The organism is uncultured Plantibacter sp. (assembly GCF_963518075.1).
In the GTDB taxonomy this organism is placed as follows: Bacteria; Actinomycetota; Actinomycetes; order Actinomycetales; family Microbacteriaceae; genus Plantibacter; species Plantibacter flavus_A.
The window spans coordinates 769,019-781,252 of the sequence record NZ_CAUQHZ010000001.1 but is presented as its reverse complement, the minus strand read 5'-3'; the positions used below and the strand labels follow the sequence as shown (position 1 = coordinate 781,252).

At 69.2% G+C, this 12,234-nt stretch carries 12 protein-coding genes; 1 reads left to right on the top strand and 11 read right to left on the bottom strand.

Going from position 1 to position 12,234, the window contains the following annotated elements:
* Positions 1 to 370: 370 nt before the first annotated feature.
* The 11 genes from RWN05_RS03745 to RWN05_RS03695 all read right to left on the bottom strand — a co-directional run bounded on the left by RWN05_RS03745 (position 371) and on the right by RWN05_RS03695 (position 11,723).
* A complete protein-coding gene (locus RWN05_RS03745; RefSeq protein WP_314138577.1) occupies positions 371 to 1,837 on the bottom strand; it encodes a hypothetical protein in 1,467 nt (488 codons plus the stop codon).
* On the bottom strand, positions 1,827 to 2,639 hold the full coding sequence (locus RWN05_RS03740) for a TIGR03943 family putative permease subunit (RefSeq protein ID WP_231884380.1): 813 nt from the start codon (positions 2,637 to 2,639) through the stop codon (positions 1,827 to 1,829). Before RWN05_RS03740 ends, RWN05_RS03745 begins: the two co-directional genes overlap by 11 nt.
* Positions 2,632 to 3,720 (bottom strand): permease, encoded by a 1,089-nt coding sequence (locus tag RWN05_RS03735; protein ID WP_399542863.1) that lies wholly within the window; start codon positions 3,718 to 3,720, stop codon positions 2,632 to 2,634. Before RWN05_RS03735 ends, RWN05_RS03740 begins: the two co-directional genes overlap by 8 nt.
* Positions 3,721 to 3,727: 7 nt before the next feature.
* Entirely contained in the window at positions 3,728 to 4,129 is a 402-nt protein-coding gene (locus tag RWN05_RS03730; RefSeq protein WP_064296039.1) for a Fur family transcriptional regulator, read from the bottom strand.
* A gap of 92 nt (positions 4,130 to 4,221) precedes the next feature.
* Complete coding sequence (locus RWN05_RS03725) at positions 4,222 to 5,121, bottom strand: metal ABC transporter permease (protein ID WP_314138576.1); 900 nt, start codon at positions 5,119 to 5,121, stop codon at positions 4,222 to 4,224.
* Positions 5,118 to 5,972 carry a metal ABC transporter ATP-binding protein gene (locus RWN05_RS03720; RefSeq protein ID WP_064296038.1) on the bottom strand — a complete coding sequence of 285 codons (855 nt, stop codon included), beginning with the start codon at positions 5,970 to 5,972 and terminating at the stop codon, positions 5,118 to 5,120. Before RWN05_RS03720 ends, RWN05_RS03725 begins: the two co-directional genes overlap by 4 nt.
* Positions 5,969 to 6,943, bottom strand: coding sequence for a metal ABC transporter solute-binding protein, Zn/Mn family (locus RWN05_RS03715; RefSeq protein ID WP_314138574.1), 975 nt, complete (start codon positions 6,941 to 6,943; stop codon positions 5,969 to 5,971). The genes RWN05_RS03720 and RWN05_RS03715 overlap by 4 nt, the downstream gene beginning before the upstream one ends.
* Before the next feature lie 115 nt (positions 6,944 to 7,058).
* Complete coding sequence (locus tag RWN05_RS03710; RefSeq protein WP_071262142.1) at positions 7,059 to 8,432, bottom strand: dihydrolipoamide acetyltransferase family protein; 1,374 nt, start codon at positions 8,430 to 8,432, stop codon at positions 7,059 to 7,061.
* 26 nt (positions 8,433 to 8,458) lie between these two features.
* Entirely contained in the window at positions 8,459 to 9,439 is a 981-nt protein-coding gene (locus RWN05_RS03705; RefSeq protein WP_079003648.1) for an alpha-ketoacid dehydrogenase subunit beta, read from the bottom strand.
* The gene (locus tag RWN05_RS03700; protein ID WP_071262139.1) at positions 9,436 to 10,575 is read right to left on the bottom strand and encodes a thiamine pyrophosphate-dependent enzyme; all 1,140 of its coding nucleotides are present in this window, start codon (positions 10,573 to 10,575) and stop codon (positions 9,436 to 9,438) included. The genes RWN05_RS03705 and RWN05_RS03700 overlap by 4 nt, the downstream gene beginning before the upstream one ends.
* On the bottom strand, positions 10,572 to 11,723 hold the full coding sequence (locus RWN05_RS03695; RefSeq protein ID WP_240555595.1) for a histidinol-phosphate transaminase: 1,152 nt from the start codon (positions 11,721 to 11,723) through the stop codon (positions 10,572 to 10,574). Before RWN05_RS03695 ends, RWN05_RS03700 begins: the two co-directional genes overlap by 4 nt.
* A gap of 100 nt (positions 11,724 to 11,823) precedes the next feature.
* Between RWN05_RS03695 and RWN05_RS03690 the strand changes: the two genes are divergently transcribed.
* Positions 11,824 to 12,216 carry a phage holin family protein gene (locus RWN05_RS03690; RefSeq protein WP_079003649.1) on the top strand — a complete coding sequence of 131 codons (393 nt, stop codon included), beginning with the start codon at positions 11,824 to 11,826 and terminating at the stop codon, positions 12,214 to 12,216.
* Positions 12,217 to 12,234 lie beyond the last annotated feature (18 nt).

The following is a 12,234-nucleotide window of genomic DNA, read 5'->3' as shown; positions in this document are numbered from 1 at the left end:
GATCGGATGCTCCTGCCTTTGGCCATCACGACCGCCCTGCAGGGCAACTTCTCTATCTTACATCTTCCCGGCTTGTTGTCAACTCGGCGTTTCAGCCGCTCTGCGAACAGAGTCATGCTGAGCACGAGTGACACCAGGAGGAAGTCATCCAACCGAGACTTGAAGCGGTAACATCGAAATGTTCTCGCTTTTGGCTGGGGATTGTCCCCGCTTGAGGCCGAGAAGCTCTTCCGCTTCCCGCACCTTTGGGGTGACGAGTGATTACTCTACGTGTGTCTCGGGATCGTGGCAAATTCCGTTTGCATCCCGGGCGTGTCGCCCGGAAACACGCGGTTTTCGCCGAGGCGGCCGTGAACGGCGCGGCGCGGGGTCACTGCGCGACACCAGTGCCGGCACACCAGGACAGGTCGAAGCCGGCCTGCGTCCCGACCACCTTGCCGGTGCGGGCGTCGACCACCTCGATCTCGGGACCGTTCGGCATCGGGGCGTTGGCGTACCCGTCGAATCCGGCCTTCGCGAAGTCGGGGATGACGACGACCGCGACGTACTCCGCGTTCGGGCTCGCGCACAGCGACCAGATGACGGCACCCGCGTCAGGTCGATAGAGCTCGGCGGTCGCGCCGTCCTTGATCGCCAGTACCCGCTGCTCCGTGGTTCCGGCGGCGCGGTCGTAGTCGGCGTAGATCCTGGCCGACAGGGACTCGGACAGTGCGACGAGTTGTCCGGGGATCTCGGTGGGTGCCACCGAGGGCAGGACGAACGGTTCGCTCTTCCCCGTCGCGAGATCGAGCACGACCACACCGTCGACCTGCTCGATGACGACCTTGGTGGTGCCCGGGATGTAGCTCGAGATGAGTGAGGCCCGGCCGAGCAGCACCGGATCGGTCGTCGCAGCAGGATCGAGCAGCTCGAGCGAGTTGTCCACCGTGCGGACGAGCATCGAGGAGGTCCGGGGCACGAACGACCACTCCGCCGCCTGGACCGCAGCCCCGTCGATCCCGCCGACCCGGGCGGCCTCCGTGGGTTTCCCCTGCCGCAGCTCGAACGAGTACAGCGTGAGGTTGTCGCCCCCATCGCGGCCGAACGACTGTTCGGTGAACAGGAACCCCACCCGACTCTGCGCCGGAGCGGTCTGCAATGAGGTGATCATCCCGCCCATCGGGAGGGCCACCTCCTGGGTACTCCCGTCGGTCGTGTCCACCACCACGATGCGACCGAGCCCGCTCGTCTCCTGCTCCACGACGATCAGGGAGTCGCCGATCGTCGCGAACTCCTGGATCTTCGCGGCTTCGTACGCGGTCTCGGGTTCACCACCGCCGATCGAGAGCCGCACGATCCGGTCGTCCGCCTTCGTCGCCGCCGAGCCGCCGTCCTCGACCGGACTCCTCACGAGCGAGAACCCCTCGACGGGCGGCGTCGAGAACGACGTCGTGAGCGTGGCAGCCGGTCCGCCACCCGGCGCGGTGACCCCGTCGACCGTGATCCGGTAGTCCGTCGCATAGGCGAGCGGCTCGGGGAACACCAGCGTGATGCCGCCGGCCCCGGTACTGACGTCGAAGTCGGCTGCCGGCTCGATCCGCACCCGGTCCGACCCGAGATCGGCGATCGGTTGGTTCACCGCCAGGACCACACGCTGGCCCCAGGACTCCACGAGTCCGGTCGGGTCGACCACCGTGCGGACGAGCTTCGGCCCCTGGGTCAAGCCCACGACGGCCGCGCCGCCGCCGATGACGACGAGCGCGATCAGCACGATAGCGACCAGTCGGCCGAAACCGCTCCGGTCGCCGGCGGCCTGCGTCGATCGGCCTCGCGCAGCATCCCGGCGATCAGTAGTCATACGGGTCCGCCGGCTCCTCGACCTTGTCGACCTTCGCCGTCCCGACCACCAACGGCAGATGCGAGGCGTCGCTCGCGGTGAGCGCACCCGAGACCTCGACCCAGTCGCCGGGCTTGAGCTGTTGCTCCCAACCGTCGAGCTGCACGGGCACACCGACCGGCTGGGCGTCCACGGCGCAGCAGTTCACCACGAACCGCGAGACGTAGAAGACGTCGGCCGCGTCCGGATCGGCGATCACGAAGCCGACCCCGGAGAAGGCGCGTCCCTCGAGGTCGGCGGGCCGCGTCGTCTGGCGCAACAGTGTCGCCCAATCCTTGATGCCGAAGGTGCTGAAGTCCGGGTTCGAGGTCAGTACCGTCTGGGCGTCCTGCCCCTGGACCTCACCCGCGAGCGTGCCGGAGTTCACCGCGCGCTGGTCGGCCGTCGCGACCGAGAGCGTCGACGGCGGGAGCACCACCATCGCCCCGACGACCGCGAGACTGCCCACGACCGAGGCGAGCTGCAGCACCGTCCGCCCGCGACGCTTCGGCACCTCATCGACGTCCACATGGACGAGGACGCTGACGATGCCGAGCGCGACCGCGATGAGCGCCATGATGACGGTGAACACGAAGTAGCGCGGGTGGATGTAGAGCCCGAGGCGATCGGTGAGCGCGAGCCAGAGGATGCACACGGCGGCGGTGACGAGCAGGAGCACGCCCCACCACCGCTGCCGGAGGCGTTCGAGCAGGGGCACGCGACGATCGCCGACCGTCGACGTCTCTGCGTGCGCGTGTCCGTGGGTGGCGTTCTGATCAGGCAAGGGCGTTCACTCCGAATCCGAGGGCCGCCGAGAACAGCACGGCGACCGCGGTGATGATCACGAGGGTCCTGGTCGTGTAGGTGGTGCGCATGAGCGCGAGCATCTTGACGTCGACGACGGGGCCGAGGACGAGGAAGGCGACGATCGAGCCGGGCATGAACGTCGAGCCGAAGGACAGCACGAAGAAGGCGTCGACGTTCGAGCAGATCGAGACGATCACGGCGAGCGTCATCATCGCGAGCACCGACCAGACCGGGTTCGCGCCGAGGGTGACGAGCACCTCGCGTGGGACGAGGACCTGCACGGCGCCGGCCACGGCCGAACCGATGAGCAGCGCCGGCATGATCGCGCGCGCTTCGGCGACGAACTGCTGCAGGCTGCGCTCCAGCTTCGAGTGCTCGTGCCCGTGCTGCTCGGTCACCTCGCAGCTGGCTTGGAAGGTCGGCGTGAGCAGCGAGCTGGGGTCGGGGTGCTTGCTGAAGAGCCACCCGATGAGGTTCGCGAGCAGGAACCCGCCGACGAGCCGGGCGACGAGGATCCCGCCGTCCCAGCCGAAGGCCTGATGCGTCGTGACGATGACGATGGGGTTGAGGATCGGCGCCGCGAGCAGGAAGGTGATCGACTCCGGCACCGTGAACCCGCGCACGATGAGGCCGCGGGCGAGCGGGACGTTGCCGCACTCGCAGACCGGCAGGAACATGCCGAGCAGCGAGATGCAGGCGCGGCGGAGGATCGGCTGCGTCGGCAACCACCGCTCGAGCCAGCCGTCGGGGAGCCAGATCTGCACGAGGATCGACAGCACGATGCCGAGCACCACGAACGGCAGCGACTCCACCACCACGCTGAGCGTCAGGGTCACGAAGTCGCGCACCGCGGTGGGCGGGGTGAGCACCTCACCGAGCGGCATGAGCGCCCGGAGCACGAAGAGCCCGACCACCACGAGCAATGCGCCGCCGATCAGGAGCGGTGTCCGCAGGTTCCGTGGATCACGCCCTTCCGTGCGACCCCAGTGCTCCGCGCCGTCGTCGTCGGGCGCGGTCCAGTCGTCGTCGACCCCGAGGGTGCCGGTCGTCCTGCTCACTCCGGCCTCACGCGCGCTGGGCCGCCGCCGAGCAGTTCTCGCAGAGCCCGAAGACGTCGACGACGTGCTTCGCCTCGGTGAATCCGTGCTGCGACGCGACCGACCGCGCCCAGGCTTCCACCTCGTCGGCCTCGATCTCGATCGTGAGACCACAGTTGCGGCAGATGAGGTGGTGATGGTGGGTGCCAGGCGTGCAGGCACGGTAGAGGTTCTCGCCCTCCGGCGACTGCAGGGAGTCCGCTTCGCCCTCGACCGCGAGGTCGGAGAGGGCTCGATACACGGTCGCGAGCCCGATCGGCGAACCGGTGTCGCGGAGTTCGGCGTGCAGTCCCTGGGCGCTGACGAATCCGTCGTTGCCGCCGAGGGCTTCGCGGACAGCTTCTCGCTGCCAGGTGTTGCGCTTCGCCACGGGTGCTCCTGCCTGTCGCTTCAAGGGTACCCGGGAACCGCTCGGAGGACGCTCCGAAGCAGCTCCACGCGGACGCGGCGCACGGTTCACGGTCACCGCGCGACCTGGGCGTGCCGCGACTCGCCGACGGGCGCCCGACGACCGCGTCGCCCGGACGCAGTGCGCGGCCCGACGATGCGGCAGACGAGGTAGATGAGGAAGGAGATCGTCGTGATGTAGGGGCTGATCGGGAGCGAGCCACCGATGGCGAGCAGGATGCCGCCGACCGCCGAGACGAAGCCGAAGAGCATGCTCAGCACCGGGACGAGGACGGGCGACGACGACACCCGGAGCGCCGCTGCCGCGGGCGTCACGAGCAGCGCGAGGACGAGCAACGCGCCGATGATCTGCACCGACACCGCGACCGTGAGTCCGAGCAGCACCATGAAGGCGAGCGAGACGAACCGACTCGGCACCCCGCGCGCCGCGGCGACGTCCGGGTCGAGGCTGTCGAAGCTGAGGGGCCGCCAGAGGAGGAGGAGCGCTACCAGCACGACGATGCTGATGACGATGAGCAGGCCGAGCTGCGGGTCGTCGACCGAGACGATCTGCCCGGTGAGGAGTCCGAACTTGTTGGCACTCCGGCCCGGATAGAGCGCGAGGAACAGGATGCCGAGGCCGAGGCCGAACGGCATGAGCACCCCGATGATCGAGTTGCGGTCGCGCGCTTTCGAGCCGAGCAGGCCGATGAGGATCGCGGCGACGAGGGACCCCGCGAGGGACCCGACGACGACGTTGGCCCCGAACAGCAGCGCACCGGCAGCGCCGGCGAAGGACAGCTCGCTGATCCCGTGCACCGCGAACGCCATGTCGCGCTGCATGACGAACACGCCGATGAGGCCGCCGACGATGCCCAGGACCGCGCCGGCGATGATCGAGTTCTGCACGAGTTCGAGCAGCGCGCCGTAGTCCTGGAAGTTGAACAGGCGTCCCCAGAGGTCGTCGGTACTCATGCGCCGACCCCCACCGCACCGGTGTGCGGATCGTCGTGGTGATGGTGGTGGGTCTCGCTGTCGGGGATGCCGACCACGACGACCCGGCCATGGCTGCGGAGTACGTCGACGGGCGTGCCGTAGAGCTCAGACAGCACCTCGCTGCGGAGCACCTCGTCGGGGGTGCCCTCCCGGAATCGGCCGCCCGCGAGGTACAGGATGCGGTCGACCATGGGGAGCACCGGGTTCACGTCGTGGGTGACGAAGACCACCGCGGTGTCGTGCTCGCGCCGACGACGGTCGATGAGCTCGCTGACCCCGCGCTGATGCTGGAGGTCGAGGCTGAGCAGCGGTTCGTCGCAGAGGAGGAGGATCGGGTCGTCCGCGAGCGCCTGGGCGACGCGCAGCCGCTGCTGCTCACCGCCGGACAGGGTGCCCACGGCGCCGTCGGCGTAGGCGGTCGCGCCGACGGAGGCGATCAGCTCGTCGACCCGACGCTTCGTCGCCGCGGTGCGGATGGGGAGTCCGAAGCGGTGGCCGTCGACGCCGAGGGCGACGAGATCGCGACCGCGCATCGGCGTGCCGGCCGGAATGAGCTTCTGCTGCGGGATGTAGCCGATGCGGCGGTCACCCCGGTGCACCGGGCCTCCGGCGACCCTGATGGTCCCGCGGTCGAGCTGCTGCTGCCCGAGGATGGTGCGCAGCAGACTCGTCTTGCCGGAGCCGTTCGGGCCGAGCACCGCGAGGAACTCCCCCGGGCGCACCGAGAGGTCGAGACCGTCCCAGAGCGTGCGTCCGCCGAAACCGAGCTCGGCCCCGGCGAGCGCGAGGACGTCGACGGGGCCTGAGTCGTCGGTCGGACCGCTGGTCATCGATCCAGGGCGTCCGCCACGGCGTCGACGTTCTCGGTCATCCACGAGAGGTAGTCCTTGCCGTCCGGGAGGGTCTCGGTGAATGACAGCACCGGTACGCCTGCGTTCTCCGCGGCGGTCTTGACCTGTTCGGTCTCGCCGCCACTCGTCTGCTCATTGTAGGCAAGCAGCACGACCGTTCCGCCGCCGAAGAGGTCGAGCGTCTCCTTGAGGACGGTCGGTGACACGTCGGTGCCCTCCTCGATCGCCTCGCTGAACGCCTCCGGGGTGCGGTTCACGAGTCCGGCGCCCTCGAGCAGGTAGAGCGGCACGGGCTCGGTGATGGCGACGCCCTCGCCGTCGTGTGCCGTCTTGATCGCGGCCTGGGCCGTCTCGATCGTGCCGAGGGACTCGGTGAAGGCCTTCGCGTTCGCGGTGTACGTGGTCGCGTTCGCGCTGTCGAGTTCGCCGAGCTCCTTGGCCAGCTCGTCGGCGAGCTTCGCCATCGTCGGGAGGCTGTACCAGACGTGTTCGTTGAAGCCCTCGATGTGGTCGTGACCGTCGTCCTCGGCGTGCGCCTCATCCGTGTGCTGCTCGTCGGCGTGGTCGTCGTCCGGGGCGAGGCCCGACAGGTCGACGACGTTCACGACCTCGACGGACTCGTTCTTGGCCGCGTCGAGGAGTGTGTCGATGAACGGGTCGTAGCCGCCGCCGTTTTCGATGACGAGGTCGGCGTTCTTGATGGCGAGCTGATCCTGCGTGCTCGCCTCGTAGGAGTGCGGGTCCTGGGCGGCCGAGGAGATGAGCGAGGTCACCTCGACGTCCTTGCCGCCGATCTTCGAAGCGATGTCGCCGTACACGTTCGTCGAGGCGACGATGTTGATCTTGCCGTCGTCGGCCGCGCTCGACGCACTGCTGCCGGAGCAGCCCGCGAGGACGAGGGCGGCTGCCGGGAGGACGGCCAAGGCTGGGAGCAGGGTGCGAGCGCGCATTGATGAACCTTCTCGATCGGGGTGAGAAGGCTAACGCTACGCCTATTGATACTGATTCTCAAAATCGCCCTTCGACGGGCTCAGGAACCGAAGAGCAGGCTCAGGGACCCGGTGCTCAGTCGAGCAGCAGCGCCGGCTCCTCGATGATCGACGCGACGTCCGCCAGGAAGCGGCTCGCGACGTCGCCGTCCACCACGCGGTGGTCGAAGGATGCGCCGAGCGTCGTCACGAAGCGGCTGCGCACCTCACCGTCGACGACCCACGGCTTCTGCTTGATCGTGCCGAGCGCGACGATGCCGACCTCGCCCGGGTTGAGGATCGGGGTGCCGGTGTCCATGCCGAAGACACCGATGTTCGTCACCGTGATCGTGCCGTTCTGCTGGTCGGCCGGCGGCGTCTTGCCGTCGCGGGCCGTGAGCGTGAGGGTCTCGAGGGCGCGTGCCAGCTCGAGCAGGCTCATCGCCTGCGCCTCCTTGACGTTCGGGACGATCAGTCCGCGCGGTGTCGCGGCGGCGACCCCGAGGTTCACGTAATGGCGGACGATGATCTCCTGGTCCGTCCACTCGCTGTTGACCGTGGGGTTGCGGCGGACCGCCCAGATCATCGCCTTGGCCATGATGAGCAGCGGCGAGACCTTGACGCCGGCGAAGTCCGTCGAGTTCTTCAGGCGCTTGACGAACTCCATCGTGCGCGTCGCGTCGACGTCGACGAAGAGGGAGACGTGCGGCGCGGTGAAGGCACTTCGGGTCATGGCCGTCGCGATGGCCTTGCGGACGCCCTTGACCGGGATGCGCTCCTCGCGCTCGTCGGCCCACTCCGGCGTCTCGATGTTGCGGAACACGCTCGCCTGACTGGCCTCACGGATGACGTCGTCGCGGGTGATCTCACCCGCGAGCCCGGTGCCCTCGATCGCCGTGAGGTCGACCTCGAGGTCCTTCGCGAGCTTCCGGATCGGCGGCTTGGCGATGACCGGCAGCGCGGACGCGGCGGGGATGCTCGACGGCGGCTGGCGGCGCACGGGCGGCTGCGGGGTGACGGCCGGGCTCGCCGGCTCGACGACCGGCGTCGCGCCACGGCCACGGCGACGACTCGAGGTGCTGCCGGCGCTGCCGTATCCGACGAGCACTGCGCCAGGGCGCGGCTCTTCGGCGGGAGAGACGCTCGCCGCGGTGTCGGCGGCCAGCGTGGCCTCCTCCGACTCGACGACCGCCGGTGCGGGCGCGGCCGGCTCGGCGCTCGGCGCTCCACCACCGGTGCTCACGCTGATGATGGGCGTCCCGACGTCGACGGTCTGGCCCTCCTGGACGAGCAGGGCGCCGACGGTGCCGGCGAACGGCGACGGGAGTTCGACGAGCGACTTCGCGGTCTCGATCTCGACCAGCACCTGGTTGACCGAGACGGCGTCGCCCGGCGCGACCTTCCATGCGACGATCTCGGCCTCGGTCAGGCCTTCGCCGACGTCCGGCAGTTCGAACTGGAGATCACTCATCGTGGTTCCTCGTCTTCCTTCGGTGTTCAGTACGCCAGCGAGCGGTCGACGGCCTCGAGGATGCGGTCGGCATCCGGGAGGTAGACGCCTTCGAGCTTCGCCGGCGGGAACGGGGTGTCGAACCCGGACACCCGCAGGACGGGTGCCTCGAGCGAGTAGAAGGCGCGCTCGGTGACGGTCGCCGCGATCTCCGAGCCGACGCTCGTGAACCCGGGCGCCTCCTGCACGTAGACGAGGCGGCCGGTCCGTCGGACGGATTCCACGAGCGGGTCGTAGTCGATGGGCGACAGCGAGCGCATGTCGACGACCTCGACGCTCGTGCCCTCCGTGGCGGCCAGTTCAGCCGCCTGCAGCATGACGCTCACGATCGCGCCGTGTCCGGCGAGAGTGACCTCCGTGCCGGTGCGGACGACGCGGCTGCCGTGCAGTGGTGCGGCCGAGCCGTCGAGGTCGACCTCGCCCTTCGGCCAATAGCGGCTCTTCGGCTCGAGGAAGACGACCGGGTCGTTCGAGGCGATGGCCTCCTGGATCATCCAGTAGGCGTCGTTCGGGGTCGACGGACTGACCACGCGCAGGCCGGCCGTGTGGGCGAAGTACGCCTCGGGGCTCTCCTGGTGGTGCTCGACCGCGCCGATGTGTCCGCCGTAGGGGATCCGGATGACGACGGGCATCTGCAGCTTGCCCTCGTGCCGGTTGGTGAGCTTCGCGAGCTGCGTCGTGATCTGGTTGAAGGCCGGGAACACGAAGCCGTCGAACTGGATCTCGCACACCGGTCGGTAGCCGCGCATGGCGAGGCCGATCGCGGTGCCGACGATGCCGGACTCCGCCAGCGGGGTGTCGAGGACGCGGTCGCCGCCGAACTCGGCGTGCAAGCCCTCGGTGACGCGGAAGACGCCGCCGAGCGGGCCGATGTCCTCGCCCATGAGCAGGACCTTGTCGTCTTCGGTCATCGCCTTGCGCAGGCCGGCGTTCAGCGCCTTGGCCATCGGCATGGTGGTCGTCGTCATGCGTTGCCTCCTTCGAGCGAGGCCTCGTAGCGTTCGAGCCAGGCCTGCTGCTCCACCATGAGCGGGTGCGGTTCGGAGTAGACGCCCTCGAACATGAGCTCGGGGCCCGGGGCCTCGAGTGCGAGCGTGCGCACGCGGGTGTCCTCCGCGAGCGCTGCAGCCTCCTCGTCGACCTCGGCGAAGAACGCGTCCGAGGCGCCGAGCCCCTGGAGGTACGTCTTGAACCGGACGATCGGGTCGCGGGCGATCCAGGACTGGAGTTCGTCGTCGGTGCGGTACTTGGTCGGGTCGTCGCTCGTGGTGTGCGCGCCGACGCGGTAGGTCATCGCTTCGATGAGGCTCGGGCCGCGGCCGGCGCGGGCGTCGTCGAGGTGCTTCGCCGCCGTCGCGTAGCTCGCGAGGACGTCGTTGCCGTCGATGCGGACGCTGTCGAGGCCGAAGCCGGCCGCGCGCTGGTACAGCGGCTCGCGGGCCTGGCGGGAGACGGGGACGGAGATGGCCCACTGGTTGTTCTGGAGGAAGAACACCTGTGGCGTCTGGTAGCTGGCGGCGTAGATGTAGGCCTCGTTCGCGTCGCCCTCGGAACTCGAGCCGTCACCGAAGTAGACGAGCACGGCCGTGTCGCGCTCGGGGTCACCGGTGCCGACGGCCTTGTCGAAGTTCAGGCCCATCGCGTAGCCGGTCGCGTGCAGGGTCTGCGCGGCGAGCACGAGCGTGTAGAGGTGCACGTTGCCGTTGGACGGATCTGCCGGGTCCCAACCGCCGTGCGTGTTGCCGCGCATGAGCCGCACGATGTCGATGGGGTCGACGCCGCGGATCATCGCGACGACGTGTTCGCGGTAGGAGGGGAAGATGTGGTCCTGGGCTCGCGCTGCGCGGGCCGAACCGACCTGTGCCGCCTCCTGCCCGTGACTCGGTGGCCACAGCGCCATCTGGCCCTGGCGCTGCAGGTTCGTCGCCTCGATGTCGAAGGCACGGACGTTCGCCATGTCGCGGTAGAACTGCTGCAGGTCGGTCTCGGTCAGGCGATCGAGGAACGGCTGATAGCGCTCCGCGTGTTCGTTCGGCGCGAAGGTGCCGGCCGCGTCGATGAACTGGACGCTGGGCACGGTGGGGTCGTCTCCGGAACGGCTCATCGTGAGCGCACTCCCTCTCGTGTCGGGTGGTCGGCCGGCAGTCCGGCGAGGATCTCCGCAGCGGCGGCGAGGAGCGGTTCGATCGACTCGGCTTCACCGATCGAGATGCGGACGCCGTCGCCGGGGAAGGCGCGGCCGACGATGCCGTGGGCGAGGAAGGTCTCGTTCGCCGCGGCCGTCTGCTCGCCGAGGCCGAACCAGACGAAGTTGCCCTGCGCCGCGGGGATGAACCAGCCCTGCTCGCGGAGTGCGGCGGCGAGGTCGTCGCGTCGTGCGGTGATGACCGCGACGCGGGCTCGGATGTCCTCGGCGTTCGCGAGTCCGGCGATGGCCGCCTGCTGCGCCGGCGCGGTGCTGGAGAGCGGGATGGCCGCGTTGCGGGCGCCGTCGAGGACGAGCTCGTGGCCGATGGCCCAGCCGACGCGGAGGCCGGCGAGTCCGTAGGCCTTCGAGAAGGTGCGGAGCACGACGAGGTTCGGGTGCTCGTCGAGGAGCGGGATGCCGTTGACGGCGTCGTCATCGGTGACGAACTCGCGGTAGGCCTCGTCGAGGAGAACGAGCACGTCGGAGGGCACGGAGCGGAGGAAGGCGAGGAAGGCGGCGCGTTCGACGACCGGCCCCGTGGGGTTGTTCGGCGTGCAGACGATGACGACGCGGGTGCGGTCGGTGACGGCTGCGGCCATCGCCTCGAGGTCGTGGGAGCCGTCGGGCCGGTTGGGGACCCGCACGGACGTCGCGCCGGCGACGGTCACGAGACCCGGGTAGGCCTCGAAGGAGCGCCAGGCGAAGACGACCTCGTCCCCCGGACCGGCGGTCGCGGTGATGAACTGGCTGAGGAGCGCGACCGAGCCCGCACCGATGTGGATCCGTTCCGGGGTGACCCCGTTGGCTTCGGCGAGCGCCGTGCGCAGTGCGAGTGCGGCGCCGTCGGGGTAGCGGTGGGAGTCCGCAGCCGTGTCGGTGATGGCCGAGAGGACGGCGTCGAGTGGCGGGAACGGGACCTCGTTGCTCGAGAGTTTGAAGGCGTCGGGTGCGGCCGGCTTGCCCTGGCGGTAGGGCGGCAGCTCTGCGATCTCCGGACGGAGACGGACCGGGCTCCGGCCCGGCTGAGCGGCCGGCTGGGCGGTGGTTGGCAGGTTGTCACTCACTCGACGAGTCTAGGCCGCGAAGGATACCTGCGTCGGAATGCAGTGCGCCGGTCCGAATCGGCCCTTTGCCCGCTGTGGCAAGGGTGGGAGGATTGCCGTCATGGGACGTTTTCTGCTGAACCTGATCGTCAACGGCTTCGCCATCTGGGTCACGACCCTCATCGTCGCCGGTGTGAACGTGACACCGTACGCGCCCGGCGGCACGCTGGAGACGATCCTGACCTTCGCGCTCGTCGCGCTCATCTTCGCCGTCGTGAACACCATCATCGGCTCGGTCATCAAGGTGCTCGCGTTCCCCCTGTACATCCTCACGCTCGGGCTCATCGGGCTCCTCATCAACGGGCTCCTCCTCCTCATCACCGCAGGCATCAGCGGCTGGTTCGGCTTCGGCCTGACCGTCGACGGCTTCTGGTGGGGCGTCCTCGGTGCGATCGTCATCTCCATCGTGAACTGGCTGCTCGGCATCGTCATCCGTCCAAAGGCGCGCGACTGACCCGTCGGCTCGACCGCT